24 protein-coding genes are annotated in these 25,635 nt (G+C 41.4%); 7 read left to right on the top strand and 17 right to left on the bottom strand.

The genetic code is table 11. The annotated features are described in order from the left end of the window. The first annotated feature begins 1 nt into the window (after position 1). Positions 2-1,237, top strand: a complete 1,236-nt coding sequence (locus tag HMPREF2704_RS11540; protein ID WP_070466287.1) for an aminoacyltransferase — start codon at positions 2-4, stop codon at positions 1,235-1,237. Positions 1,238-1,459: 222 nt separating this feature from the next. On the opposite strand, the gene tpiA is transcribed toward HMPREF2704_RS11540, so the two are convergent. From tpiA to ftsW, 4 genes are all read right to left on the bottom strand, one after another. After that, complete coding sequence (gene tpiA / locus HMPREF2704_RS06400; protein ID WP_070466289.1) at positions 1,460-2,218, bottom strand: triose-phosphate isomerase; 759 nt, start codon at positions 2,216-2,218, stop codon at positions 1,460-1,462. Positions 2,219-2,382: 164 nt separating this feature from the next. Continuing rightward, positions 2,383-3,579 carry an elongation factor Tu gene (gene tuf / locus HMPREF2704_RS06395; protein WP_003008055.1) on the bottom strand — a complete coding sequence of 399 codons (1,197 nt, stop codon included), beginning with the start codon at positions 3,577-3,579 and terminating at the stop codon, positions 2,383-2,385. A gap of 279 nt (positions 3,580-3,858) precedes the next feature. Next, the gene (gene ppc, locus HMPREF2704_RS06390) at positions 3,859-6,684 is read right to left on the bottom strand and encodes a phosphoenolpyruvate carboxylase (protein ID WP_070466713.1); all 2,826 of its coding nucleotides are present in this window, start codon (positions 6,682-6,684) and stop codon (positions 3,859-3,861) included. A gap of 38 nt (positions 6,685-6,722) precedes the next feature. Continuing rightward, complete coding sequence (gene ftsW, locus HMPREF2704_RS06385) at positions 6,723-7,964, bottom strand: cell division peptidoglycan polymerase FtsW (protein ID WP_070466291.1); 1,242 nt, start codon at positions 7,962-7,964, stop codon at positions 6,723-6,725. Between the two features lie 248 nt (positions 7,965-8,212). On the opposite strand from ftsW, the gene HMPREF2704_RS06380 reads away from it, so the two are divergent. The 3 genes from HMPREF2704_RS06380 (at position 8,213) to HMPREF2704_RS06370 (ending at position 10,348) form a co-directional block, all read left to right on the top strand. Continuing rightward, on the top strand, positions 8,213-9,088 hold the full coding sequence (locus tag HMPREF2704_RS06380) for a GH25 family lysozyme (protein WP_049472442.1): 876 nt from the start codon (positions 8,213-8,215) through the stop codon (positions 9,086-9,088). A 140-nt stretch (positions 9,089-9,228) separates the two neighbouring features. Then, on the top strand, positions 9,229-9,702 hold the full coding sequence (locus HMPREF2704_RS06375) for an aminoacyl-tRNA deacylase (protein WP_024055351.1): 474 nt from the start codon (positions 9,229-9,231) through the stop codon (positions 9,700-9,702). 22 nt (positions 9,703-9,724) lie between these two features. Next, complete coding sequence (locus HMPREF2704_RS06370; RefSeq protein ID WP_031574000.1) at positions 9,725-10,348, top strand: histidine phosphatase family protein; 624 nt, start codon at positions 9,725-9,727, stop codon at positions 10,346-10,348. A gap of 36 nt (positions 10,349-10,384) precedes the next feature. Here HMPREF2704_RS06370 and lysS read toward each other — a convergent pair whose 3' ends face one another. The 4 genes from lysS to HMPREF2704_RS06350 form a co-directional block, all read right to left on the bottom strand. Continuing rightward, the gene (gene lysS, locus HMPREF2704_RS06365) at positions 10,385-11,875 is read right to left on the bottom strand and encodes a lysine--tRNA ligase (RefSeq protein ID WP_070846018.1); all 1,491 of its coding nucleotides are present in this window, start codon (positions 11,873-11,875) and stop codon (positions 10,385-10,387) included. Positions 11,876-12,134: 259 nt separating this feature from the next. Next, positions 12,135-13,478 carry an ABC transporter permease gene (locus HMPREF2704_RS06360; RefSeq protein ID WP_070846016.1) on the bottom strand — a complete coding sequence of 448 codons (1,344 nt, stop codon included), beginning with the start codon at positions 13,476-13,478 and terminating at the stop codon, positions 12,135-12,137. Continuing rightward, complete coding sequence (locus HMPREF2704_RS06355; protein ID WP_070466295.1) at positions 13,478-14,173, bottom strand: ABC transporter ATP-binding protein; 696 nt, start codon at positions 14,171-14,173, stop codon at positions 13,478-13,480. Before HMPREF2704_RS06355 ends, HMPREF2704_RS06360 begins: the two co-directional genes overlap by 1 nt. Beyond that, positions 14,157-15,314: an efflux RND transporter periplasmic adaptor subunit gene (locus tag HMPREF2704_RS06350; RefSeq protein ID WP_070466297.1), complete on the bottom strand. Its 1,158-nt coding sequence runs from the start codon at positions 15,312-15,314 to the stop codon at positions 14,157-14,159. The genes HMPREF2704_RS06355 and HMPREF2704_RS06350 overlap by 17 nt, the downstream gene beginning before the upstream one ends. A 179-nt stretch (positions 15,315-15,493) precedes the next feature. Here HMPREF2704_RS06350 and gorA point away from each other — a divergent pair, with 179 nt between their 5' ends. Continuing rightward, complete coding sequence (gorA, locus tag HMPREF2704_RS06345) at positions 15,494-16,843, top strand: glutathione-disulfide reductase (RefSeq protein ID WP_070466298.1); 1,350 nt, start codon at positions 15,494-15,496, stop codon at positions 16,841-16,843. A 193-nt stretch (positions 16,844-17,036) separates the two neighbouring features. Here gorA and HMPREF2704_RS06340 read toward each other — a convergent pair whose 3' ends face one another. The 3 genes from HMPREF2704_RS06340 to HMPREF2704_RS06330 all read right to left on the bottom strand — a co-directional run bounded on the left by HMPREF2704_RS06340 (position 17,037) and on the right by HMPREF2704_RS06330 (position 19,297). Continuing rightward, the gene (locus HMPREF2704_RS06340) at positions 17,037-17,768 is read right to left on the bottom strand and encodes a cyclase family protein (RefSeq protein ID WP_003008090.1); all 732 of its coding nucleotides are present in this window, start codon (positions 17,766-17,768) and stop codon (positions 17,037-17,039) included. Between the two features lie 12 nt (positions 17,769-17,780). Beyond that, positions 17,781-18,923: a 5-methyltetrahydropteroyltriglutamate--homocysteine S-methyltransferase gene (locus HMPREF2704_RS06335; protein WP_070846014.1), complete on the bottom strand. Its 1,143-nt coding sequence runs from the start codon at positions 18,921-18,923 to the stop codon at positions 17,781-17,783. Between the two features lie 161 nt (positions 18,924-19,084). Next, positions 19,085-19,297: a YdbC family protein gene (locus HMPREF2704_RS06330; protein WP_049515359.1), complete on the bottom strand. Its 213-nt coding sequence runs from the start codon at positions 19,295-19,297 to the stop codon at positions 19,085-19,087. 90 nt (positions 19,298-19,387) lie between these two features. Here HMPREF2704_RS06330 and HMPREF2704_RS06325 point away from each other — a divergent pair, with 90 nt between their 5' ends. Next, positions 19,388-19,720 (top strand): hypothetical protein, encoded by a 333-nt coding sequence (locus tag HMPREF2704_RS06325; protein WP_070588806.1) that lies wholly within the window; start codon positions 19,388-19,390, stop codon positions 19,718-19,720. A gap of 15 nt (positions 19,721-19,735) precedes the next feature. Here HMPREF2704_RS06325 and HMPREF2704_RS06320 read toward each other — a convergent pair whose 3' ends face one another. Together HMPREF2704_RS06320 and HMPREF2704_RS06315 are read right to left on the bottom strand one after the other, a co-directional pair. Then, positions 19,736-21,022: a peptidase U32 family protein gene (locus HMPREF2704_RS06320; protein ID WP_003002878.1), complete on the bottom strand. Its 1,287-nt coding sequence runs from the start codon at positions 21,020-21,022 to the stop codon at positions 19,736-19,738. 95 nt (positions 21,023-21,117) lie between these two features. Continuing rightward, on the bottom strand, positions 21,118-22,047 hold the full coding sequence (locus HMPREF2704_RS06315; protein ID WP_045759685.1) for a peptidase U32 family protein: 930 nt from the start codon (positions 22,045-22,047) through the stop codon (positions 21,118-21,120). Between the two features lie 129 nt (positions 22,048-22,176). Between HMPREF2704_RS06315 and HMPREF2704_RS06310 the strand changes: the two genes are divergently transcribed. Beyond that, the gene (locus HMPREF2704_RS06310; RefSeq protein ID WP_003015629.1) at positions 22,177-22,470 is read left to right on the top strand and encodes a DUF3270 family protein; all 294 of its coding nucleotides are present in this window, start codon (positions 22,177-22,179) and stop codon (positions 22,468-22,470) included. A gap of 130 nt (positions 22,471-22,600) precedes the next feature. On the opposite strand, the gene HMPREF2704_RS06305 is transcribed toward HMPREF2704_RS06310, so the two are convergent. From HMPREF2704_RS06305 to hprK, 4 genes are read right to left on the bottom strand one after another with little or no spacing between them, the layout of a single operon-like run. Next, complete coding sequence (locus tag HMPREF2704_RS06305; RefSeq protein WP_070846012.1) at positions 22,601-23,059, bottom strand: YtxH domain-containing protein; 459 nt, start codon at positions 23,057-23,059, stop codon at positions 22,601-22,603. A gap of 14 nt (positions 23,060-23,073) precedes the next feature. After that, on the bottom strand, positions 23,074-23,457 hold the full coding sequence (locus tag HMPREF2704_RS06300; protein ID WP_003008109.1) for a DUF948 domain-containing protein: 384 nt from the start codon (positions 23,455-23,457) through the stop codon (positions 23,074-23,076). Between the two features lie 3 nt (positions 23,458-23,460). Further along, positions 23,461-24,243 carry a prolipoprotein diacylglyceryl transferase gene (gene lgt / locus HMPREF2704_RS06295; protein WP_070506652.1) on the bottom strand — a complete coding sequence of 261 codons (783 nt, stop codon included), beginning with the start codon at positions 24,241-24,243 and terminating at the stop codon, positions 23,461-23,463. Next, entirely contained in the window at positions 24,240-25,172 is a 933-nt protein-coding gene (hprK, locus tag HMPREF2704_RS06290; protein WP_049497393.1) for an HPr(Ser) kinase/phosphatase, read from the bottom strand. The genes lgt and hprK overlap by 4 nt, the downstream gene beginning before the upstream one ends. Positions 25,173-25,635: the final 463 nt, after the last annotated feature.

The raw sequence follows: 25,635 nt of genomic DNA, 5'->3' as shown, positions 1-25,635 counted from the left end.
CATGACTCTTACGACAATTTCAAAAGAAGAATTTACCTCATTTGCAAATACTGTCTCCCATCGCTCTTTTATCCAGTCTGCTGAAATGGCAGATCTGCTTAAAAAGCGAGGAAATACCGTCCAATTTATCGCTTGGAAGCAAGAAGATCAAGTCCAAGTGGCAGCAATCTTGTACAGTCTTCCTATGACAGGTGGTCTCCATATGGAAATCAATTCTGGCCCCCTTTACCAAGAGGAATCTATGCTAGAACCCTTCTATGCAGCCTTAAAAGACTATGCGAAAGAAAATGGGGCTATTGAACTCGTTATCAAGCCCTATGATACCTATCAAACCTTTGACAGTGACGGCAATCCAACCAGTGAAGAGCAAACCCATTTTATGGATACCCTAAAAAAATTGGGCTATCAGCATGATGGTTTAACAACAGGTTATCCAGGTGGAGAAGGTGATTGGCATTATGTGAAAGATATGGAGGGTATCACCGAAAAAAATCTTCTCAAGAGCTTCAGTAAAAAAGGAAAGCCACTTGTCAAGAAAGCCAAATCTTTCGGTATTGAACTGAAACGATTAAACCGAGATGAACTGCAACTCTTTAAGGATATTACTTCCTCTACCAGTGACCGTCGCGACTATCAGGATAAGACCTTGGATTATTACCAAACTTTCTATGACAGTTTTGGCGACAATGCAGATTTCATGATCGCAACACTGAACTTCCACCATTACTACACGAATCTTGAAAAAGACCAAGGAAAACTAGCACAGAAGATTGAGAAATTACAGAAGGATCTTGAAGTCAACCCCAATTCAGAGAAAAAACAAAATCAACTTCGTGAATTCTCTAGCCAGTTTGATACCTTTGAGGTGAGAAAACAGGAAGCAAAAGAATATATTGAAAAATATGGAGATCAAGACGTCATTCTTGCAGGTAGCCTCTTCGTCTATATGCCACAAGAATCCACCTATTTATTCAGTGGCTCTTATACAGAATTTAATAAGTTCTATGCTCCTGCTGTTCTCCAGGAATATATGATGCTTGAAACCATCAAACGTGGCATCCCAAGATATAACTTCCTAGGTATTCAAGGAATCTTTGACGGGTCAGACGGTGTTCTTCGTTTCAAACAAAACTTCAATGGTTACATCGTCCGTAAGATGGGGACCTTCCGTTATTACCCAAGTCCTCTGAAATACAAACTGATTTCTCTCATTAAGAAACTATTAGGACGTTCCTAACTCAAAGGGAGTGGGAAAGAACTCCGACAAGTTAAAAAGAGTTCGTCTTCCCACCCCCGCACAGTTGATTAGGTCATCTTTGGAGCTTAAAAGGCGAACAAAGATGCCAATCAACCACTGCGTCTTACACTTACTCCTATCAAACATCAAAGGCTGGACAGTTTTTGCCCAGCCTTTTTCTACTATAAAAAAGGCGAGAAACCTCTCGCCTTTTAGATGTCATTATTTAACGAAGTCAAGCAATGCCAAGAAGCTTTCTGGATCAAGTGATGCACCACCCACAAGAGCTCCGTCAACGTCTGGACAAGCCATGTATTCAGCAACGTTTTCAGGTTTCACTGAACCACCGTATTGAACACGTACTTTGTCAGCCACTTCTTGACCAAAGTCAGCAGCTACAACGTCACGAACAACTTTACACATTTTTTGTGCGTCGTCTTGTGAAGCTGATTTACCAGTACCGATCGCCCAGATTGGTTCGTATGCGATAACTGTTGAAGCGACTTGTTCTGCATTCAATCCTGCAAGAGCAGCTGAAACTTGAGCTCCTACGAATTCTGCTGCTTTACCAGCTTCGTAAGTTTCAAGGCTTTCACCACAACAGATGATTGGAAGCATACCGTTCGCAAAGATTGCTTTTGCTTTTTTGTTGATATCTTCATCAGTTTCATGGAAGTAGTCACGACGTTCTGAGTGACCGATAACAACGTAGTCAGTACCGATTTCTTTCAAAACTTGTGGGCTAGTTTCACCAGTGAAGGCACCAGCATTTTCAAAGTAAGTGTTTTGGGCAGCAACTTTAAGGTTTGAACCTTTAGCAGCAGCAAGAACAGTTGTCAAGTCAACTGCAGGAGCTGCAATACCAGCTTCAACAAGGTCAGCTGAAGGAAGTTTTGATGCTACAGCTTCAACGAATGCTTTTGCTTCTTCTGGATTTTTGTTCATTTTCCAGTTACCAGCGATAAATGGTTTACGTGACATTTCACATACCTCTTTTTTCTAATTTTATACTATCTATTTTACCATAATTTTCGTCATAATGAAAGGTTGCACAAGCTCATTTTACTTTTTACCAAAATAAAAACCCCGTCTTCACGGGGTTTTCTGTCTGTCTATATAATTGTTAATCTGGGAACTAGATCGAATTAAGCTTCGATTTCAGTAACCATACCTGAACCAACAGTACGTCCACCTTCACGGATTGAGAATGTAGTACCTTGTTCAACGGCGATTGGGTGGATCAACTCAACGTCGATAGTCACGTTATCACCAGGCATTACCATTTCAGTTCCAGCTGGAAGTTCGATAGATCCAGTTACGTCAGTTGTACGGAAGTAGAACTGTGGACGGTAGTTGTTGAAGAATGGAGTATGACGTCCACCTTCTTCTTTAGTAAGGATGTAAACTTCACCTTTGAATTTAGTGTGTGGGTTGATTGAACCTGGTTTAGCGATAACTTGTCCACGTTCGATTTCATCACGTTGGATACCACGAAGAAGCACACCAACGTTATCCCCTGCAAGACCTTCGTCAAGTTGTTTACGGAACATTTCAACACCAGTAACAACTGCTTTTTGGATTTCGTCTTTGATACCAACGATTTCGATTTCGTCGTTGACACGAACAACACCACGGTCGATACGTCCTGAAGCAACTGTACCACGTCCAGTGATTGAGAATACGTCTTCGACTGGAAGAAGCAATGGTTTGTCAGTATCGCGTTCTGGTTCTGGGATGTACTCATCAACAGTATCCATCAATTCCATGATGATGTCTTCATATTTAGAGTCACCTTCAAGAGCTTTAAGAGCTGAACCTTGGATAACTGGAAGGTCATCACCTGGGAAATCGTATTCTGAAAGAAGGTCACGGATTTCCATTTCAACCAATTCAAGCAATTCTTCATCGTCAACCAAGTCAACTTTGTTCATGAAGACGATCAAGTGTTTAACACCAACCTGACGTGAAAGAAGGATGTGTTCACGTGTTTGTGGCATTGGCCCGTCAGTTGAAGCTACTACAAGGATAGCTCCGTCCATTTGAGCGGCACCAGTGATCATGTTTTTAACGTAGTCCGCGTGTCCTGGAGCGTCGATGTGAGCGTAGTGACGTTTAGCAGTTTCGTACTCAACGTGTGCAGTGTTGATGGTGATACCGCGTTCGCGTTCTTCTGGAGCAGCATCGATAGACGCATAGTCTTTAGGTTGGTTAACTGATGAAGGCAAGCGACGTGCCAAAACAGTTGTGATTGCTGCAGTTAGGGTAGTTTTACCGTGGTCAACGTGTCCGATTGTACCGATGTTAACGTGCGGTTTACTACGATCGTATTTTTCTTTTGCCATTTGAGTAAAAGCCTCCAATAAAATATATTTTATAGATAGACAGTAGGCAATACAGTCTAACTTTCCTTACTATTCTATCGAATTTTAGATAAAATTGCAAGCCTTTTACCTATATTTTCTTAATTATTCCTCTTCTTTTCTTTTATTTTATCAGCTTGCTGAAAGATCCTGATCTAGCTTTGAAAATTCTCATTTAAAATCTGCTATTTAAGCCTTTCTGTACCTTTTGCTCCTTTGGGTTCAGGGAATAAAAAAATCGGAACAGTCGTTCCGATTTTTTTAACCTGAATTACGTAATCCTGTAGCCACTCCATTGATCGTAATATGGATTAGCTTGTCTTGATCGGCTGGTAATTGGCCGGTCCGTTGACGTCGAATCAGTTCTAACTGAATATAGTTCAAGACGTTAAAGTACGGCATCCGATAGTCCAAACTTTCTTTCAGATAAGGGTTCTCCGCGAGCAACTCGTCTTGTTCCTCAATCATCAAGATGATGTCCTTGGTCAATTGCCATTCATGTAAGATAATCTGATAGATATTGCGAACTTCTTCTTCTTCACACAATTGAGCGTACTCAAAGGCAATATCCATGTTGGCTTTGGATAAGACCATGTCCACATTTGACAAGAGAGATTGGAAGAAAGGCCAGTTTTTATACATGTATCGAAGGGTTTCGATATTCTCAGGATCCTCATCGATAAATTCCTTAAAGCTAGAACCTACTCCGTACCAACCAGGGAACATCACCCGACTTTGTGACCATGAGAAGACCCATGGGATAGCACGCAAACCACCGATTTCTGTAATGGTCTTACGAGCAGCAGGACGTGAACCAATATTAAAGCTAGAAATAGCTTTGATCGGACTTGATTCAAAGAAGTAATCATAGAAGTGCTCATTTCCAAAGACCAAATCACGATAGATATCGTAACTGCGATTCACGACTTTATCCATGACTTCCCCGAAACGATCAAACATAGAAAATGGACTCTTTTGTTCTGAAATCATGCGGTTAATAGTTGCAGAAACAAGCATCTCAAGGTTGTAGTAGGCGGCATCTTTGTTCCCGTATTTATTGCCGATCACTTCCCCTTGCTCCGTTAAGCGGATACGGTCATTAATAGATTTCAACGGTTGAGACGTGATGGCTTCATAGGTTGGACCTCCACCACGTCCAACGGTACCACCACGTCCATGGAAGAAGGTAATCTTCACTCCAAACTCATCTCCGATAGCGGTCAATTGTTGTTGGGCTTTAAAGAGGGTCCAACAAGAAGACAAGTAGCCACCATCCTTGTTAGAATCCGAGTAACCTAACATAATTTCTTGATAGTTGTTCTTAGAAGCAATCCAACGTTTGGCAATTGGAAGAGACAAGTAGCTTCTCATAGTTTCTTCTGAATGATCCAAATCTTCGATTGTTTCAAACAAAGGTACGATTTGCACGCGAGCTTTTTCAGTATCAACTAAGCCCACTTCTTTCAACATCACAGCCAATTCCAACATATCTGACACACTTGTTGCATGAGAAATGATGTTTTGACGAATGACTTCTTCTCCTAAACGATCCTTCAATTCACGGGCCGTTTGGAAAATTGCTAGTTCTTTTTCAAGCAGTTCAGATTTTTCAGCATGGGTGGCTGATAAAATCCGTGGGTCTTCTAAGAGTTCTTTCAAGAGAACCTGACACTTTTCATCCTCTGATAAATCAGAATAATGGTCATTAATCCCTGCTGATTTCAATAATTCTGCTACACAGGCTTCATGCACACTAGAATCCTGGCGCATATCAATAGAGGCCAGATAGAATCCGAAAACATCGATGGCTTCTAGAAGTTCTGCTAACTCACCAGAAATTAAATACTCTGATTTGTTTTCTAACAAGGAATCTTTGATCTTTTCAAGGTCTTCTTTGAATTCTTGAGCAGAGGCATAAGCTGGAGCATCTTTCTCAGAAATTTTCTTTAAAGCTCCAGAGATACGATTGCCGATATAATCAGAAACTGGCCCTTGTTGATGAGCGTTTGCTCCTAATAACCTCTCGACAGCATAACGATCTTCTCTAGTTTCCCCAACCATCGTCCATTCTTTTAAGTTGACCAAGGTTTGGATCAATTTTGACTGGATATAGTGGAAAGCACGACGGTATGGTTCTTTTTCACGAAAGACAGATGTATCACTTGATAGGGCTGCCATTTCAGCTACTGCTTCACTTGTTTTAGAAAGACTCGTTGAAAGTGAGAAATGACGGTATAATTTAGAGATCTTTTCGATGTAATAGTTCAAAATGACTTCACTTTGAATGGTTGCTGAACGTTTCAAGGTCTCAGCAGTTACAAAAGGATTTCCGTCCCGGTCTCCCCCAATCCACATTCCCATTGTAATCGGACGTGGTTGTTCGAGTTCTAATCCATGCTCTTTTGCCAAGCGTTTGTATTCCAGCATAAGGTTTGGAACAGCTTGTAAAAAGGAGCTATTGTAATATTCCATGACATTGGTGATCTCATTTGTCACCTTCAATTTTTTGTCACGAATCATATCCGTTTGCATCATGATTTCAATATTACAACGAAGGTTATTATACCACTTGTTTTCATTAATCAATCCCGCTTTAACATCCCGGTGTTGACGAAGAAGAGCATGGATATGATTGGTCAGATCCAGCATAGTCTTTCTTTGCACTTGAGTTGGATGGGCTGTTAAAACCGGTACAATGTTGAGATTTTCAAGAATTTCTTGGGCATCTTCATTCTTCGCAACTTCTTTAATGGTTGAAGAAAGTTTTCCGAGGTAATCACCATCCACGTTATTCAAATGATTGATTTCATAGGCCAAATCGACATCTTCTGAGATGTTAATCAAGAGTGGTAAAATGGCAAAATAACGTGAAATCACTGTCATTTCTTCATTTGTCAATTGTTCCACTATTTGATTTAACTCACGATAGTTCTGTGTTTTTGATAGATCCTTCAACTGCCTAATTTTATCAAAGGTTTCCGGACGAACCAAATTTTTCGTAATATCATCTAATAAATTGGTTAAGATTTCGGCTTCTTCTTTGATAATATCTTTATTTGTGAAGTTCTCTAATTTTTGTAAGACCATTTTTTCTCCTTTTTGAATAGCCATTCAACAATTCCCTTTTAATAATAAGGTTTGATTTTACCTTTTTCTTCAAAAACCATGCCTTCTTGTTCCATCTTGGCCCGTTTTTCACTAGCGTCGATATTCAAAACGAAAGCAATCGCTACGGATAAGACCCATAAACTATTTCCCCCTTGGGATAAGAAGGGGAAGGTCACTCCTGTAGACGGAATCAAACCAGAAATTCCTCCGATGTTAATGAAGGTTTGCACTAAGATCATCCCACCGATCCCAATGGCCATCATTGAATTAAAAGGATTCTTTGCTCGAATACCGACTAAAATGATCCGAAGGATTAAGAAGAATAGGAGAGCAAGGATCAAGCTAGCTCCAACAAAACCTAATTCTTCAATCACAATCGCAAACACAAAATCTGTGTGCGCTTCTGGTAAGTAACCTTGTTTTTCAATGGAATTTCCAAGTCCCAAGCCAAACCAACCACCGTTGCTCATGGCATAGTAGGAATTAGCTAATTGGTGACCTGCGCCAGACAAGTCATTGAAGGGATTAAAGAAGGCACTAAAACGTTTGGCTACATAACCAAAGACTGGAATTTTAGCGACACGGTCCACACCGATGATCCATATTGAACCAAGGACAATGGACGATACTCCAACAACTAAACCAAGTAAAGAGGTAAACCAACGGTAGCCCACTCCACTAGCCGTAATCATGATCAAGACCGTTAAGGCCAAGATCGTCGCATTTCCCAAGTCCGGCATAATCACAACGATTCCAATCAGAATCAAGGTCAGCCAACGCCAATCGTTTAAATTCCTTGGAATCCATTCATTATGGGTCAAGGCTTGATAATCATAATCGCGTATCTCGTCTTGTCGTTTAGAAAAGATCAAGGCTAGATACCAGACTAAGATCACCTTGAGGTATTCTGCCGGCTGGATACTAAACCCTCCAGGAATCGTCAACCAACCGTGAGCTCCATTGACGGTATCTGTGATAAACCTAGACAGAATCAACAAAATCACTTCAATAAAAATGACAAAAGCCAGCACTTTTTTATTTCGAAGAAACTTTAAGCTAAATTTATAAATCAAGGCGATGGTTAGGAGACTTAGGATAAAAAAGAGCCCCTGTGTCCGGACCATCCGAATCGAACTCACTCCACTTTGAATTGCCAAGGCACTTGTTGTCGAATAGACAACAATCAAGCCAATGATGGATAAAATCAAATAGGGAATGAGGATGGAATAATTTAAAAGATGTCTTTTTTCAATTTTCATAATTCACCATATTCCTAATGTTCAACCTTCATTATATCATTTTTAAGAAGCAAAACCAAGGAAAGGCCAGAAAAGATTCGGCTTCTTCCCTATTTTCAAGAAATATTCTGATCATTCTTCTTATTTTCATATATTTTTATCCTTTTTCGATGAAAAGATTCCTTTTTTTTGAAAATAATAGCTGAAATCAGCATCTTTTAAGCATTAAGTTTTGCCTTTTCGTTTTTTTTACGGTAAAATGTTTCTGTATGAGAAAAAGGATAAAACCCGTTGTTCTCTTAGTCTTTTTTATCGGTATCATTTCTTTTCTCGTTCTTTCACGAACGATTGCCGATCTTCAAGCCAGAGAGCGACAAGAAACAACTAAAACCATTCCGAACTCCAATACACCTCGAAAAACAACTACTGCAAGCTCTTCTTCTAAAAAAGAAGAAGACATCAATCCAGAACTGGTTGGCCGCCCGATCATTGATATCTCAGGCTGGCAATTGCCTAGTGAAATTGATTACGATGTCCTCTCCCAAAATGTGGGAGGTGTGATCGTTCGTGTCCATAGTGGGGCTCAAGCTAAAAAGGAAAATGCAGCAACCTACTTAAATGGTCTGGATAAATCTTTTAAAACCCATATCCAAGAATTCCAAAAACGAAATATCCCTGTCGCAGTCTATGCTTATGTCGCTGCTAAGGATAAAAAAGAAATGGAAAAAGAAGCAGAGGAATTTTACAAGGCTGCTTCTCCTTACAAACCGACCTACTATTGGTTAGACGTTGAGGAAAAAACCATGAAGGATATGAATGCAGGCGTTGAAGCTTTCCGAGCAAAACTACAAGCTTTGGGTGCAAAAAATATTGGACTCTATATCGGAACCTACTTCATGGAAGAACATAGTATCTCCACTGATAAATTTACGGCTCTTTGGATTCCTACTTATGGATTTGATGATGGCTACTATAATGCCGCGCCAGATACCAACACGGAATACGACTTGCATCAATATACCTCTCAAGGGCAATTAAATGGATTCTCACACTACTTGGATCTCAACCAAATTGCTCCGACGCAAGACCAAGAAGCGATTTATCGGAAACTTTTCAAGGTACAAAAAGATGGCTCTTCCTCATAGCCTTAAAACAGCAGATCAAGTGGTTTTCACTTTTTCTGCTGTTTTCTATTTTTAAGGAGAAGACAATATCGTCGCTATTATATGTTATAATGGTCTAATGAAATCTGATTTTGTAGAGAAAAAGAGAAAAGGAGAAAGCCATGGCAAAAAAAAATAAAGTGAAAAAAACCTTAGTCGAGCAGATCTTGACTAAAGCAAAAATTGAGCACGTAGGCTTACAAATCAACGCTTTAGAAGGGATCTTACCAGAAGGGATTGATCGCTCTACTATTTTCAAAACCCTAGCTCTCAAAGGAGATAAAACAGGGCCTGTGATTGGGATCATTCCTATCACGGAGCATCTTTCAGAGAAAAAATTGGCCAAATTATCGGGCAATAAGAAAGTGGCTATGATTCCTCAAAAGGATCTCGAAAAAACAACTGGTTATATTCATGGGGCCAATAATCCGGTGGGCATTCGTCAAAAGCATTCTTTCCCAATCTTTATCGATGAATCAGCCCTTCAGTTAGAAACCATGATCGTATCTGCTGGGGAAATCGGCCATAGTATTCAAATCAAACCACAACTTCTAGCAGACTTCGTACAAGCGACTTTTGCAGATATTTTAGAATAATGACAGAGAAGGAGACAAGATTGTGAAACTATATTTTATTCGACACGGACGGACAGAATGGAATGAAGAAGGACGTTTTCAGGGATCAAATGGCGATTCTCCGCTGTTACCAGCCTCTATTCATCAGCTTGAAAAATTAGGAAAGCACCTGGCTACTGTTCCTTTTGATGCAGCCTTTGCAAGTGATCTACCACGAACAGTCCATACCGCACAGATCCTCCTCGATCAATTGGAAACACCTCTAGAATTGCAAGCAACGCCTGCTCTTCGTGAATGGAATTTGGGAAAATTGGAAGGAGCTAAAATTTCTACTATTTCAGCTATCTATCCCCAACAAATGGATGCCTTTCGCCATAACCTAGCCCGCTTTCAAAATGAAATCTTTGATGCAGAATCTGTCTATGAAACGACCAAACGTACCTGTGATTTTGTAAAAAGCCTGAAAGGAAAAGAGCTCGATACCGTTCTCATCGTTGGACATGGGGCTAATTTGACAGCTTCTATTCGAACCTTGCTTGGTTATGACACAGGAGAACTTCGCAAAAATGGCGGACTAGATAATGCCAGCGTGACGATTCTGACAACAGATGATTTTGAGCACTATCACTTAGACACTTGGAACGACACCTCTTATATGGAAGACTAAAAAACACTGATCTTGCGATCAGTGTTTTCTTTTAGCTTATTTCATAGTTGGGAAGAGAAGGACGTCACGAATTGTTGTTACATTTGTCAACAACATAACGAGACGGTCAATACCAATTCCAAGTCCACCTGTTGGTGGCATACCATATTCAAGGGCTTCAACATAGTCATAGTCAATGCCTGTAGCTTCGTCATCTCCCAATTCTTTGGCACGCGCTTGTGCTTCAAAACGTTGCAATTGATCGATCGGATCATTCAATTCGGTGAAGGCATTCGCATACTCTTTGGTCATGATGAAGAGTTCGAAACGGTCAGTGAAGCGTGGATCTTCTGGATTTTTCTTAGCCAATGGGGACACTGCTACTGGGTGACCGTAAACAAAAGTTGGTTGTGTTAAGGTTTCTTCAACGAATTCTTCGAAGAAGGCATTGATAATTTGTCCCACTTCTGTGTAGTGTTTTTCAACTGGTACATGTTTTTCGTTTGCAAGTGCTACAGCTTCTTCAAAGGTCATGTCTTTCCAGAAGTCAACACCTGTGATTTCTTTAATCGCATCAACCATGTGAACCCGTTTGAATGGTTCGTTGATTTTGATTTCTGTTCCTTGATAGTCAATTGGACCATCACCATGGACCGCTTTCGCAGCATGTTGGATAATGCCTTCTGTTAAGTCCATGATATCGTGGAAGTCAGCGTAAGCTTGGTAGACTTCGATCGAAGTAAATTCAGGGTTGTGAGTAGCATCCATTCCTTCGTTACGGAAGATCCGTCCGATTTCATAAACGCGTTCCATCCCACCAACAATCAAACGTTTCAAGTGGAGCTCAGTCGCGATACGAAGCACCATGTCAATGTTTTGTGCATTGTGATGAGTGATAAATGGTTTGGCAGCCGCACCCCCAGCTTCATTGTGAAGCACTGGTGTTTCCACTTCAAGGAATCCTTGACCATCTAAATAACGACGGATTTCAGAGATGATTTTTGAACGGGTTACAAAGCGTTCGAAGCTTTCACGGTTTGAAATCAAATCCAAATAACGTTTACGATAGATGGTTTCAACGTCTGAAAGTCCGTGGAATTTTTCAGGCAAAGGACGAAGGGCTTTTGACAAGTGAGTGATATAAGTTGCTTTAATCGAAAGTTCACCCATGTCTGTGCGCATGATTTCCCCTTCAACACCAAGGAAATCACCAAGGTCTGCTTTTTTGAAGATTTCGTAGTTTTCTTCTCCAACAGCGTCCTTACGAACGTAGATCTGAATTTGACCTTCACGGTCTTGAAGGTGGGCAAAGCCAACCTTTCCTTTTCCACGTTTGGTTACGAGACGACCGGCAATAATTGCTGTTTCGTTCAATTCGTGGAGTTGTTCTTTATCTAATTCTGAATATTTTTCTTTTAATTGACCTGAATTTGCAGTGCGTTCGAATCGTTTCCCAAATGGATCGATTCCTTGTTCACGAAGGGCCGCCATTTTCTCACGACGGACAATCTGCTGGTCATTCAATTCTTCCATATGTTCAGTAGTCATTTGGAACCTCCTAAGTTATTCTCCCCTATTCTATCATATTTAGGCCAGAAATTCACTAATATTTACCAATTAAACAAAAATAAGATGGAAGAAAAAATGCAGCTTCTTGAATGAATACTCAAAAACATCGGAAGACCGTCGTTGACTGTCCAAATAGTTTGACCTGTATAAGACAAGGTTTCGACAAGCTATTCCAAAACAGCATCAAAAAGGAGCGTGGAGAATCTTAAACCATTCATCCTGACCCGCTCCTATTTTTTTATTCATAACGCAGTGCTTCGATCGGGTTTAACTTAGAAGCCTTATTCGCTGGTAAAATTCCAAAGATGATGCCTACAAAAGCAGAGAAAATAATACTGCCGATGGCGACATTTAAGGAAATAATCGGTGGTCCTTCTAGGGAAGCTGCTGCGAGTGTAGTAATCAAGCTATTCACACCATAAGCAAGGCCAAGTCCAATCAGTCCACCAATGATGGTTAAGACCATCGACTCAATCAAAAATTGAACCAGAATCTTACCCCGAGTTGCTCCCAAAGCCTTGCGAAGACCAATTTCTCTCGTCCGCTCAGTAACAGAAACCAACATGATATTCATGACTCCAATGCCACCAACTAAGAGGGAAATCCCAGCAATGGCACCAATCACTGTCGTCATAATTCCTACTACTTTATTGGTTTCCTCTAGGATGCTATCCAAATTAAAGATTTGGAATTCTCCTTGTCGAACACCTGAAAGCTCCGTTAGCTTTTGAGCAGCTTCGATCCCAACAGATTTGATTTCTTTCACATTTGGAACGTGAACGACAATGTTCTGAATCTCGTCTGTTCCAAATTCAGAAGCCAGCTGGGTATTGGCCATCAAGGCACTTCCACCTGAAGAAGCTCCATAGAGGGCTGTCCCGGCATTTGGATCCTTGAAAATACCAACGACGCGATAATTGTTGTCTCCAACAGAGACCACCTGATTCAGTGGATTCTCCGTTCCAAATAATTGTTGGGCCAATCCTTCATCAAGGAGCACCACCCGGGAGAAATTACTATAGTCTGAAGGAGTTAATTTTCGCCCAGATAAGAGCTCAACCTTTTTGACAGAAAAATAGGTTTCATTTACCCCTTGGATGTTCACACCGTCTGCTTTTTTCTTTTGAAAAGCAATGGTTGCATTGGAGGTATTGCTAACATAGTAACCATCGATGCCTTGAATCTTGGTTAATTCCTTAACCCAAGATTCTTGCACAACTGGTGGTGCTTCTTGGACTTGACCATCAACATCTTCAGCGTTTTCCCCATCGATATCCGATGGAGCAGCCATCCCTCGGTCTTCAGCTGCAGGGCCACTTTCGCCTCCGCCTTCTCCTTCTCCAGTATCATCAGAAGGGCCAATATTGATTCCTGTCACATAGCCACTCTTGTTCGGAGAATAAGAGATTTGTACATACTCTTGGTCTTTGGTGAAGGTCTTGGTGACACCAGCCTTCATACCATCTCCCAGTGCCATGATGACAACAACAGAGGCAACTCCTATAATGATCCCCACCATGGTCAAGAAAGACCGTAATTTATGGCTCATAATCGAGCTGATTGCAAATTTCCAATTTTGCATTAGGTCCCCCTTTCCAGCCTGCTATCTGAGGAGATCACTCCATCACGAATGACAATGCGACGATGCGCAAAGGCTGCAATTTCTGGCTCGTGCGTAACCATGATAATGGTTTTTCCTTCTTGGTTTAGCTTGGTTAACAAGTCCATTATTTGCTCCCCCGTCTTGGTATCTAGGGCTCCAGTCGGCTCATCTGCTAAGACGATGGCTGGCTGATTGACAAGGGCTCGAGCAATCGCAACCCGCTGTTTTTGACCCCCTGAGAGCTCTGAAGGCAAATGGTGCATGCGAGAATGGAGCTCTACCTTTTCAAGGTACTGCTCAGCTAATTCCTTCCGTTTAGCAGGATGAACCCCCGCATAAATGAGAGGCAGTTCTACATTTTGAAAGGCATTGAGTTTAGAGAGAAGAAAGAATTGTTGAAAGACAAAACCGATCTGTTCATTACGAACACGTGCTAATTTTTTCTCACTGAGATTTCCAACCTCCTGACCTTCTAGAAAATACTCTCCACTGGTCGGGCGATCCAACAAGCCAATGACGTTCATCAAGGTCGATTTTCCTGAGCCAGATGGACCCATAATGGCCACAAATTCTCCCTCTTCGACTTCTAAATCGATGTCTTTTAAGACACGAAGTTCCTGATCCCCATTTTTATAGGTTTTATTGATTCCTTTTAGTTCAATCAATTTTGTCATATTTTCCGATCTCTTTTCCATCTTCCAGTTTCTCATTAGGATTCACAATAACTTGAGCATCTTTCTTCAAGCCTGACAAGATTTCCTGGTTTTCAGCATCGGCGTTACCAAGCGTCACTTTTACTTTCTTAGCCTTGCCATTTTCGACCGTCCATACATAACTCGTATCCCCATCAGCCATGACACTTGTCACGGGAACAAGGGGATGTTGAGTAGAACTTTTGACTTCAATATTGACAGAAAAGCCTTGTTTGAGTTCTCCAATCTCACTGGTAATATCCACTGTAAATGGGTACTTGGCTCCACCGCTTCCTTGTGTTCCACCTGCTGCATTGGCACCTGTTTGACCCGCGTCGGTCGGATAGTTGGCTACATAAGAAATCTTTCCTGTCCAGGTTTTATCCGGATATACCTTGGAAGTGAGGACCACTTCCTGACCTTCAGAGATATTGGCCAAATTGTATTCAGACAATTCCCCTTTGACTTGTAAATTTCCGTTGCTCACAATGTGAACCAAAGTTTGGTTGGTCCCTGTAGTCGATTTTGAAACATCTTTATTGACTTCGACCACGGTACCATCTGTATTACTCCTAACTGTTGTCGCATCCAGAAGAGCCTTAGCCTTGTTCATATTATCGACCGCATCTGACTTAGCATCTCGTAAATCGCTAGCTTGAGAATCGACTGTTCGTTGGGTCTGCGAAGCTGATTTGGCATCTGCTTCTTCATCTCCTGTCGTATCAATGGTCACACCATTTGTCAGTAAATCATTTAACTGACGATCTGCCTTATTGACAGCACGAACGGCTGCATCATAAGCGGTTTGGGCCTCTGTACTGCTATACTGAACAATCGGCTGACCGGCTGTTACTTGATCTCCTACATTGACCAAAATCGACTGCAAATCCCCTTTGGTTCCATCAAAATAGACATACTGTTCCTGGTTGGCAGTGACTTTCCCAGTTAACAAGACCGAAGAAGCGATCGATCCATCCTTGACCGTTTGCACCATTGGAGTTTCTTTCGTGATTGCTTGATCAGGAGTACTTGGGTGCGAAAACACCATCACACTTCCTGTTCCAATCACCGCAATAGCTGCACCTGCAGCTGCAAATAGTTGCCATTTTTTCAATTTCTTCATCGTTTTTCTCCATCAAAGAAAGCGTTTTATTCTATACCATAGTATACCATATTTCCTTACTTTTCTATCTAAAATTGACACGGCAACATGAAATTTAAATGCTTGGTAACATGCTAAACCCTTGACTTTTGTAACAGTTAATATTACAATCAAACTGAAGTCCCATTTAGGAGGAAAACATGAAAGAATTTGATATTATTTCAATCGGTGGAGGTAGTGGAGGAATCGCTACGATGAACCGGGCTGGAGAGTACGGAGCGCGCGCTGCTGTCATTGAAGAAAAACAATTGGGTGGCACCTGTGTCAACAGAGGATGTGTGCCTAAAAAGATTATGTGGTATGGTGCACAAATTGCAGAAGCAATTCGCGATTATGGACCAGACTATGGATTTACTTCTGAACAGACAAAATTTGATTTTGCAACCTTAAGAAAAAATCGTGAAGCCTATATTGACCGTTCCCGTAATTCCTATGATGGCAGTTTCAAACGCAATGGGGTTGAACGAATTGAAGGACGTGCCCGTTTTGTGGATGCTCATACGGTTGAGGTAAATGGAGAAACCATTAAGGCCAAGCATATCGTAATTGCGACCGGTGCCCATCCCTTTATTCCTTCTGTTCCTGGAGCTGAATTTGGCGAAACTTCTGATGATGTCTTTGCTTGGGAAGAACTTCCTACATCTGTTGCCATTATTGGAGCTGGCTACATCGCAGTGGAACTAGCCGGTGTGCTCCATGCCCTTGGTGTTCAAACCGATCTCTTCGTTCGCGGTGATCGTCCATTAAGAAAGTTTGATTCCTACATTGTCGATGGCTTAATGGAAGAAATGGAAAAACAAAACCTTCCGCTTCACAAACACAAGGTTCCCATGAAGCTTGAAAAATTAGAAGATGGTCGTGTGAAGATTTATTTTGAAGATATGACCAGCCACGTGGCAGATCATGTTATCTGGGCAACAGGACGAAAACCAAATGTCCAGGATCTCAATCTAGAAGCTGCAGGCGTCACCTTAAATGAAAAAGGATTCATTGCAGTGGATGAATACCAGAATACAGTTATTCCAGGAATCTATGCTCTTGGGGATGTCACAGGAGAAAAAGAATTAACTCCTGTCGCTATAAAAGCTGGACGCACTCTTTCTGAACGACTATTCAATGGAAAAGTCAATGCCAAAATAGATTATACAAACATCCCGACTGTTGTCTTTTCTCACCCGGCTATCGGAACCGTTGGCCTAACGGAGGAAGAAGCCCAGCAAACTTATGGTAAAGAGAATATCAAAGTCTATACTTCTCAATTTGCTTCCATGTACACTGCTGTAACCCAACACCGCCAGCAAGCAAAATTTAAACTCATCACTGCCGGTCCCGAAGAAAAGGTCGTTGGCCTTCATGGTCTTGGCTACGGAGTCGATGAAATGATCCAAGGATTTGCAGTTGCTATCAAGATGGGAGCGACAAAAGCCGATTTCGATGCAACTGTCGCCATTCACCCAACCGGATCCGAAGAATTTGTGACAATGAGATAAAAAATAAGAGAGTGGGACAGAAATCGGTAATTCGTTAGAATTCGATTTCGTCGTCCCACCTCCGCACAGTTGAGTAGGGCTGTAAAAGCTGATGAAATCAGCGTAGTAGAGCCCACTCAACCACTGCGTCTTGCTCGACAATCCAAAAATAATTGAGAGGCTAGGACTTTTGTCCCAGCCTCTTTTTCTTTGTTTATGGTAAGATGGCAATGGCACGGACAGGTGAACCAGTTGCCTTGTCCCAGTGAGGGAAAGCAATCGAAATCAAAGAACCTACAGCTGGAACTTGGTCCAATTGGTTCAAGACTTCAACTTGGTAGATATTTTGTTCCAAGAGGTAGTATTCATTGACCAAGCCATGCTCTGCTGCTGGAATACCTGCATCGGTATCAAAGGTTTCATGACCCACAGCCTTAACATGGCGTTCATGAATCAAGAATTCCAAGGCTTCACGGCTCCATCCTGGACTTTGTTGAACACCATTTTCATCAAGATTGCGCATAGCATCTTGATCTGGCCAACGTTTTGACCAATCACTACGGAAGGCAACAAAAGCACCCTCAGCAATTTGTCCATGCTCTGCCTCAAAGTCTAAGATATCTTGTTTGCTCAAGATAAAGTTTGGATTGGCAGCAACTTCTTTAGACTTGTCGATAACATAAAGTGGCAAGAGGAGATCTTTGAGGTCAATCTCATCCAACCAACGACCCCCTTCTACAAAGTGAATCGGTGCATCAATATGCGTTCCGTATTGACCAACCACTGTAAATTTTTGAACATGGAAACCATCTTTTAATGTGAAAAGATCTTCTTGTTGCAAAGCAGGAAGGGCTGGGAAGTGTGGACTTTCCGCATTGATTTGGTGACTCAAGTCCACCCATTTTTTAGCTTGCAATTCTTTATAAATACTTAGTAAATCTGACATGTTTCTTCCTCCTTATTCGCCCCAAACTTCAGCGACAATTTCCTTAATCAAACCTATTTTTTTCCATTGGTCTTCTTCTGTCAAAATGTTTCCTTCTTCTGTCGAAGCAAAGCCACACTGAGTAGACAGGTAAAGATTTTCCAAAGGTACATACTGACTTGCTTCTTTAATACGAGCAATCACTTCGTCCTTGTTCTCCAATTGACCACTCTTAGATGTCAAGAGGCCTAATACCACACCTTTTCCAGGAGTTACTTCTGCAAGTGGTTCAAAACCACCAGCCCGATCAGTATCAAACTCTAGGAAGTAAGCATTGACTGCTTCTTCTCCAAGGAGTTCTTTGGCAATCGGCGCATAGCCACCTGATGAAGCCCAAGTAGAATGGAAGTTCCCACGACAAACGTGCGTATTGACGGTCAAACCAGCTGGAACATGTTGGTAGACATCGTTGTTAAAGGTCAAGAAGAGATCAGCGAGTTCTCGGCGAACCTCATCTTTTGACTTGCCTTGAGCTGCTCCCCAAGCCGTCAAGAAATTATCATCTACCAAGACACCCCAAGTACAATCATCTACTTGAAGAGTCCGAAGACCTGCATCATACAAATCTTGAATCACTTGAAGATAGGCTTGCTTGATGTCTAAACGAACAGCCGCAAAATCAGGATAGATGGTATTCAATTGTTCTACATGTTCTGCATCACGGATCAATTCAAAATAGAATTGCGCAGGAGCTGGAATGGTATATTTAGCCTCTACACCATCTACATCTGCCACAAGATCCCGCAAGAACTTGTAATGCTCTACAAATGGATGATTGGCTCCTGTGATTTTTCCAACGACAAGTGCTGAGTCCGCCTTGGTTGTTTCATCATGGAATTGATAACCTTGAGCAGCTTGGACATGGTCAATGCCCCCAAAGCCCCAGAAGAAATCCAAATGCCAATAAGCTCGGCGGAATTCTCCATCAGTTACTGACTTCAGACCAGCGGCAATTTCTTTTTCAACGAGGTCACGAATCGCCTGATCTTCTACTTTTGTTAAGTCAGCCTGACTGATTTTTCCAGCTGCGAAATCTTCACGAGCTTGAACCAAAGCTGCTGGACGAAGAAATGAACCAACATGGTCTACGCGATAAGGTGCATGTGTATGTGTCAATATGATTCCCTCTTTCCTATAAGTTTTACATTAATTCATCAATGCAACCATTATAGCAGTCCAACACCTGACAAACAAGGGTTTGGGATAATCTAATATCTTTGATATCTATATAGCCTTAGACTATAACAAAAAAAGAAGTCCTTGAAGGACCCTTTTTCTTAATTTTTAAATGCATCGAGCATGACTTGAAACTCTTCGTTCGTGAGTGTAATGCCTTTTCCCATCTTTGTATGGTCGGGACTCCAGGTCCGGATATCATACTTAGCAGGAGCACCATTAAAACTCACACGGTTCAATTCTTTGGTCCAACCCTTGTCATTTTCTGACAAGACCAGTAAATGTTCTTCGATTTGGAATGAAAATTCTGTCATTTCACGACTCCTTTCTTGCCTTCTCATCTCTAATATTCGTAAATCATTTACAAAATCGTTGAAATTATCTATAATATATTGTATCAAGTTATGGAGAATTTAGCTATGAAAAAATTTCTCGAGATCGTTAAAGACCGAGCAAATGAATTTTTCAATGGAAAAGTCAATACCCCTGCCCCATTAGAAGATGAGAGAATTATTGACATCATTCAACAAGCATTGCGAAAAAAACAAGGGGTACATGTTATTTTTTCAAACAAGAGTTTTACAGGCGATATTGTCAAGTATGACCAAGAACGCCGACAACTGATCGTGAAAAATTTTAAAAAGAGTATGTCCACGATTATTCGGATTTCTGAAATCCAGAAAATCAGTTTGGTCCCCAATAACATTCGCATCGCCCAACAAAAAGGAGAGGTTTAACCCTCTCTTTTTTTGTTACACTCGAACGGTTTTACTTGCCCCATCTTTTGAGTAGAGATTGATTAAACCTTCCTGGCAAGAACGAATCATATCTCCTGGCTTGACTTCTTGTGGGACAGTGATCGTGAGAAGTTCCATCGGATTTGGTGCGCGATCAATCTTCACTCCATCCTTATCATGCAAGTCTTGGATCTGGCATTCAAAATGACGGAAGCCTGGTCCGTAGAATTCCACTTGGTCGCCTTCATTGATGACATTCCGTTGGCGAATCGTCGCAGTCATGGTAGATGGATCAAAGTCCACCACTTCTCCTACAAATTTGTATTGAGGAATCTTACGACGTGCCCCAAACAGTTGTTCATTTTCAGTCGGTGTTTGGTAGTAGAATCCAGTTGCTAATTCACGTTGAGCAACCTTCCACAATTCATTGATCAAATCATCCTTGATGGCATAAAAGGCTTCTGGACTTTCCATATAGGCATCACAAGCTGCCTTGTAACAGTTGGCTACTGTTGATACGTAATGGACAGATTTCATCCGGCCTTCGATCTTCAAACTATCAACCCCATTATCAATCATGTCTGGAATATTTTCGATCATACACATGTCCACGGCTGACATAGAGTATTCTTCTGGGACTTGCCCCTTGATACTCTTGCGTTCTTGACCAAATGGCATATCGTAGAGATCGTATTTCCAACGACAAGATTGAGAACAACCACCACGGTTGGCATCCCGGTCAGACATGTGGTTAGAAAGGGTACAACGACCGGAATAGGAAATACACATGGCTCCATGAACGAAGGCTTCGATCTCAAGATCGGTACGCTTACGGATCTCTGCCAACTCTTCCATGGATACCTCACGGGCCAAGACGACACGGGTCAAGCCATATTCTTTCCAGAAATGAAAGGTCTCCACATTGGTTGCAGAAGCTTGCGTAGACAAGTGAATATTGAGTCCAGGTGCATAGGTTGCACAGATTTCAATCAAGGCCGGGTCTGAGACGATCACGGCATCAAGGCCCATATCCCGCAATTCACGGAACCACTCACCAGCCCCTTGTTCATTTCCCTCATGGGTTACCATGTTCGAAGCGACGTGTACATCTACGCCACGTGCATGAGCATATTCGATACCTTCACGAAGCTCATCCATGGTGAAGTTTCCGGCACGGCTACGCAAACCATAGGCCTGTCCACCAACGAACACAGCGTCTGCCCCATAATTAACGGCAACTTTTAATTTTTCTAATGTTCCAGCAGGTACCAAGACCTCTGGACGTTTTTTTGTATTTGTCATGTTTTCTCCAATTTACAAGATTGTCGATATAATGAATAGCCTCTTCGTTCCCTGAAAAAGGAAAACTCACAAACGAAGAAGCCCTAGTTTTTTTTTTATTTTACACGATCTGGTTCATAATCATAGAAACCAGTATCCAAACCACGATTAGCTGGATGCAATTTGCGAATTTCTTCATCAAACAGATAGGCTTGATCCTGTGTAAATGTTCCTTTTTGAATCAAATCACGGGCCTTGACAAAGTACTCTGTAATCTTGACAAAGTTTTCACCCGGACAGTAGACACCATCGAGTTTCCAATGATCAAAGCCATGTTCTACCAACTCAGACAATTTGGTCATCATATTCAAGTCATTGTTTGAGAAGATATGGGTTCCATGTTTGTCCTCGTAGACTGAATAATGAGAATTGGGATCTCCTGGTTCTGCTAAGAACAGATCGCGATCTTTGGTCACAGATTCTTCTGTCTTGATAAAGTTGTAATAATTCTGAAGAAGAGGTCGTTTCGAATGGTGGATAATGCTAGCACCATAGACCAAGACTTCTGCTGGAATCTGAAGATTCTCAGCCATTACGAATAATTCGGCAGATGGAATCTCACGAGCCAAAACAGCTTCAGAAGCTCCTGCTTGTTTTCCCCAGAAGTTGATCTGGCGGCTAGAAGTGACCATGGTTGAGGCATCGTAGATGGTTTTGAATGGATAGCCATCTCGTTTCAAGACATAAAAAACGCCCGCATCTCCGACAGTAATATAATCAGCCTGAATTTCCTTTAGAAAATCTAGGAAAGGCTTGATTGAATCCATCATCGATTGGTGCATGAGTGCATTTACAGCTACTGTCAATTCTTTGCCAGCAGCATGGACCAGTTGGGCAATTCGATTTATTTCGTCATAGCTTAAAGTTTGAGGCAATCGTAATCCGTAATCTTTTTCACCGACATAGATTCGGTCAACCCCTGCATCAATCAGGGCTTGCGCTTGCTCAACACTCTCTGCTGTTGCTGTAATAATAATATTTTTCATAGAACCATTATAACAAAAATTCCGATATTCTAGAAAAATTTATTCATTTTGTAAAATTTGTAACATTTTTGTAACATTTATATACCTGAATTCATGATAGAATAATAGAGTACTGTTAGGAGAGAGAAAATGCCCGTAAGAAATTTAAGACACTATGATGAAGAATTCGATTATATCGAATTAACCAAACAAACCCAAGAAACCCCTATTCAGGACTATGCTCCTGAAGTTGAACCCGCACCTCAATTAAGTGAATTGCTATATTTTTTAAATATTGCTATTTTCTGTGTGTTGACGGTTGTATTTAGTTTTGTCTTTTTAGCAACGAAAATGAATACCTTCTTTGCGTTTGCTTTAGCGATTGGTTCTAGCTTTGCTAGTATTCAAGGGTTCCGAATTTACTACAATAAACGAAAAAAATAAAAATCAGGTTTGCCTGATTTTTTTATTTACTCGAATTTTATTAATTGAAATAACAGTTGGAAGACAAAACTTAACTGCCAATTTCCATCTTACCTTCCAAAAAAAATGAGGCTCAGTGAGCCTCATTTTTTTATACTTCTTTTGTTTCTTCTTCAGCTGCTTCTTCAGAATCTTTTTCATCCAACTCTAACACGATGTCTTCTGATTCTGTTTGTTTGCGAATGGATTGAACCAAGTCATTGCCCCTTAGATTTTCTTTTTGAAGTTTATCCTTAAATGAGTGATAGACTTCTTGAGATTTTTCAACCACATCTTGCGTCTTTTCTTTGACAGATTCCAAAACAGTTCCTGTCGTAATTTCTCCAGAACCAACTTTTTCTTTGGTTTGTTGGATCACTTCTGCTGCTTGTTTTGAAACATCCTTAGCAGTTTGTTTCACCGATTCATGTACTTCTTGAGGATCTTCTTGATAATCTTTTACGAAGCGCACCACTTTTTTAGTGACTTTCTTTCCTTGCTCTGTTGATAAATAGTAGGCTGCTGAAGCACCTGAAATCACACCAATTAATAAACTAGATAAACGTCCCATATTCTTCCTCGATTCTATTTAAATAATTTTGAAGCCATCTTAATCGCTTTTAATCCGATAGAGGCTTTCACTGTTTTTTCACCAGCTGACACCGCTTTGACACTCAATTGACGGGCTTGATCATTCAAATCTGAAACAGACTCTGAAAGATCCGCCACGGCTGTAAAGAGTGGGTCAATCGTTGCAACTTTTTGATTCAAATCATCCGTTAAAACATTGACTTTTGCCAATAGATCATTGGTCTGATGCAAGGTGACATTGACATCTGATGTCAAAACTTGGATCGTTTTTTGCGTCTCATCTACAACTTTTCCAATCTTTGAGAGGAAAAAAATCATATAAATGACAAGCGCTACTAAGGCAAGGCCTAAGAGGCCGTATGCAATTTCAATAAACATATATTACTCCTTTGTTTCTACATAATAAGGGGCTTTTTTGCGACGTTGGTAGATGATGATGGCGAATCCAACGAGAATCAGGATCATCGACAACCACTGGGAAACACGTAAGCCCGCAAACATCAAGCTATCCGTCCGCATTCCTTCGATGATCATCCGACCAAAACCATACCAGATAAGGTAAAAGGCTGTGATCTCACCTTGCCTCAAAAATTGTGGCTTCCTACGAAGAATCAAGATCAAAAGAAATCCTAGCAGATTCCAAATGGATTCATATAAGAACGTTGGCTGACGATAACTGCCGTCTATATACATTTGATCTCTAATAAAAGAGGGTAGGTAGTTGAGACTTTTAACAGCAGTTCCATAAGCTTCCTGGTTAAAGAAGTTTCCCCAGCGACCAATACTCTGTGCAATCATGACGCTTGGGGCCGCAATATCTAAGAAATCAATTGGCTCAATCAAGCGTCTACGAGAGAATAGATAGAGGACAAGGGCACCTGTCAAGAGGCCACCATAAATCGCGATTCCTCCGTTCCAGATAGCGAATATCTCACCCAGGTGCTGGCTATAGTAACCCCATTCGAAAATAACGTAATAGAGTCTGGCCCCCACAATCGCAAGCGGAAAGGCAATCAAAATGAAATCAATGATATCATCTGGATTAATTTTCTTACGGGGCGCTTCTTTCATAGAAAGATAAACGGCTAGAATCAAGCCAGAGACAATACAAATTGCGTACCAACGAATACTGATCGGACCTAATTGAAGGGCTACTGGATTCATTCCTTCACCTCATTTTGACTAATCAACTGGGACAAACGTTCTTCAAAGGTTTTGGTGGCATCATAGCCCATTTCTTTAGCCCGAACATTCATAGCTGCTGCTTCGATCACGACCGAAATGTTCCGACCAGTCTTCACAGGGATGCGAATCCGAGGAATGGTCACGCCACCGATTTCCAACTCTTCTGCATTATTACCAAGACGATCATAGACCTGATCCTTAGCATAATTTTCCAAGTAAACAGCGATTTGGACTTGTGAAGAATCCTTGACAGCACTGGCTCCGTAGAGACTCATGACATCGATAATCCCTACACCACGGATCTCTAGTAAGTGGCGTAGGATTTCAGCTGGCTCTCCCCAAAGAGTCATCTCATCTCTCGCATAGATATCGACTCGGTCATCTGCTACGAGGCGGTGCCCCCGCTTGACAAGTTCCAGACCTGTCTCGCTTTTTCCGATTCCGCTATCTCCTTGGATCAAGACACCCATCCCATAAATATCCATCAGAACACCGTGTACACTCGTACGTTCTGCTAGCCGACTATCCAAATAGCTAGAAAGCTCTCCAGATAAACGACTGGTTGCAACATTGCTCTTCAAAATGGCTAGTTGCTTCTCTTCAGCAGCTCGCAACATTTCTTCTGGAATTTCTAAATTCCGCGCAACAATGATGACAGGTGTCTCTGGCTGGAACATCTTGCGCAGGACCTGATGACGGTTGTGAGAGCTCATCTTCACCAAGTAGGACCATTCTTTCATTCCTACAAGCTGAATCCGCTCAGGTGTGTAATAGTCGAAATAGCCCGTCATTTCAAGACCTGGACGTGAAATGTCCGCAGTCGTAATTTCCTTGCTTAGGAGTTTATCATCCCCATAAACAACCGATAGACGAAGCTTTTCCTGTATATCGCGAACAGTAACTGCCATATCATTCTCCCTTTTCAAATTCTCTCTCTATTATAGCAGATTTTCTCTTCAGACGAGAGCCTGAAGTGTCATTTGAAAGATCCATTTTCAACTCCTTTTTAAGGCAAGCAAAAAGAGGCGAAGACAAAGGTCTCCAACCTCTAGGAAATGATGGGAACATATGAAGAATGATCTAGCCTTCACCATGCAAGTAATCTGTAATCATGGATTTGATTCCGGTAGAGACCGCATAGACCACCGCATTTGAAGGGAATGCGATCAATCCGAGCATAAAGACGGCAGGTCCTCCCCCCAACAAGGAGAAAACCAGATACAAAACCGGCAGAAATAAAATCGAAAACCGATAAATTTGTGGCTTTCTAGCCATTTCTGTTGGCAGAAACAAGAGGTAGAAGAGACTATTCCAAATGCCCAGTGGAAAAAGGAGCATTCCGATCAAAACTGTTCCAACTCCTTCACCAAA

This window comes from Streptococcus sp. HMSC076C09, from assembly GCF_001837905.1.
GTDB classification, from domain to species: Bacteria; Bacillota; Bacilli; order Lactobacillales; family Streptococcaceae; genus Streptococcus; species Streptococcus parasanguinis_I.
Note: the sequence above shows the minus strand (reverse complement) of the source record. Positions and strands in the feature narration are given on the sequence as shown.

Bases quoted from the DNA above. Each gene is read 5' to 3' on its own strand.
- HMPREF2704_RS11540 (WP_070466287.1), top strand. From the start codon at position 2: ATGACTCTTACGACAATTTCAAAAGAAGAATTTACCTCATTTGCAAAT.
- tpiA (WP_070466289.1), bottom strand. From the start codon at position 2,218: ATGTCACGTAAACCATTTATCGCTGGTAACTGGAAAATGAACAAAAAT.
- tuf (WP_003008055.1), bottom strand. From the start codon at position 3,579: ATGGCAAAAGAAAAATACGATCGTAGTAAACCGCACGTTAACATCGGT.
- ppc (WP_070466713.1), bottom strand. From the start codon at position 6,684: ATGGTCTTACAAAAATTAGAGAACTTCACAAATAAAGATATTATCAAA.
- ftsW (WP_070466291.1), bottom strand. From the start codon at position 7,964: ATGAAAATTGAAAAAAGACATCTTTTAAATTATTCCATCCTCATTCCC.
- HMPREF2704_RS06380 (WP_049472442.1), top strand. From the start codon at position 8,213: ATGAGAAAAAGGATAAAACCCGTTGTTCTCTTAGTCTTTTTTATCGGT.
- HMPREF2704_RS06375 (WP_024055351.1), top strand. From the start codon at position 9,229: ATGGCAAAAAAAAATAAAGTGAAAAAAACCTTAGTCGAGCAGATCTTG.
- lysS (WP_070846018.1), bottom strand. From the start codon at position 11,875: ATGACTACTGAACATATGGAAGAATTGAATGACCAGCAGATTGTCCGT.
- HMPREF2704_RS06360 (WP_070846016.1), bottom strand. From the start codon at position 13,478: ATGCAAAATTGGAAATTTGCAATCAGCTCGATTATGAGCCATAAATTA.
- HMPREF2704_RS06355 (WP_070466295.1), bottom strand. From the start codon at position 14,173: ATGACAAAATTGATTGAACTAAAAGGAATCAATAAAACCTATAAAAAT.
- HMPREF2704_RS06350 (WP_070466297.1), bottom strand. From the start codon at position 15,314: ATGAAGAAATTGAAAAAATGGCAACTATTTGCAGCTGCAGGTGCAGCT.
- gorA (WP_070466298.1), top strand. From the start codon at position 15,494: ATGAAAGAATTTGATATTATTTCAATCGGTGGAGGTAGTGGAGGAATC.
- HMPREF2704_RS06340 (WP_003008090.1), bottom strand. From the start codon at position 17,768: ATGTCAGATTTACTAAGTATTTATAAAGAATTGCAAGCTAAAAAATGG.
- HMPREF2704_RS06330 (WP_049515359.1), bottom strand. From the start codon at position 19,297: ATGACAGAATTTTCATTCCAAATCGAAGAACATTTACTGGTCTTGTCA.
- HMPREF2704_RS06325 (WP_070588806.1), top strand. From the start codon at position 19,388: ATGGAGAATTTAGCTATGAAAAAATTTCTCGAGATCGTTAAAGACCGA.
- HMPREF2704_RS06320 (WP_003002878.1), bottom strand. From the start codon at position 21,022: ATGACAAATACAAAAAAACGTCCAGAGGTCTTGGTACCTGCTGGAACA.
- HMPREF2704_RS06315 (WP_045759685.1), bottom strand. From the start codon at position 22,047: ATGAAAAATATTATTATTACAGCAACAGCAGAGAGTGTTGAGCAAGCG.
- HMPREF2704_RS06310 (WP_003015629.1), top strand. From the start codon at position 22,177: ATGCCCGTAAGAAATTTAAGACACTATGATGAAGAATTCGATTATATC.
- HMPREF2704_RS06305 (WP_070846012.1), bottom strand. From the start codon at position 23,059: ATGGGACGTTTATCTAGTTTATTAATTGGTGTGATTTCAGGTGCTTCA.
- HMPREF2704_RS06300 (WP_003008109.1), bottom strand. From the start codon at position 23,457: ATGTTTATTGAAATTGCATACGGCCTCTTAGGCCTTGCCTTAGTAGCG.
- lgt (WP_070506652.1), bottom strand. From the start codon at position 24,243: ATGAATCCAGTAGCCCTTCAATTAGGTCCGATCAGTATTCGTTGGTAC.
- hprK (WP_049497393.1), bottom strand. From the start codon at position 25,172: ATGGCAGTTACTGTTCGCGATATACAGGAAAAGCTTCGTCTATCGGTT.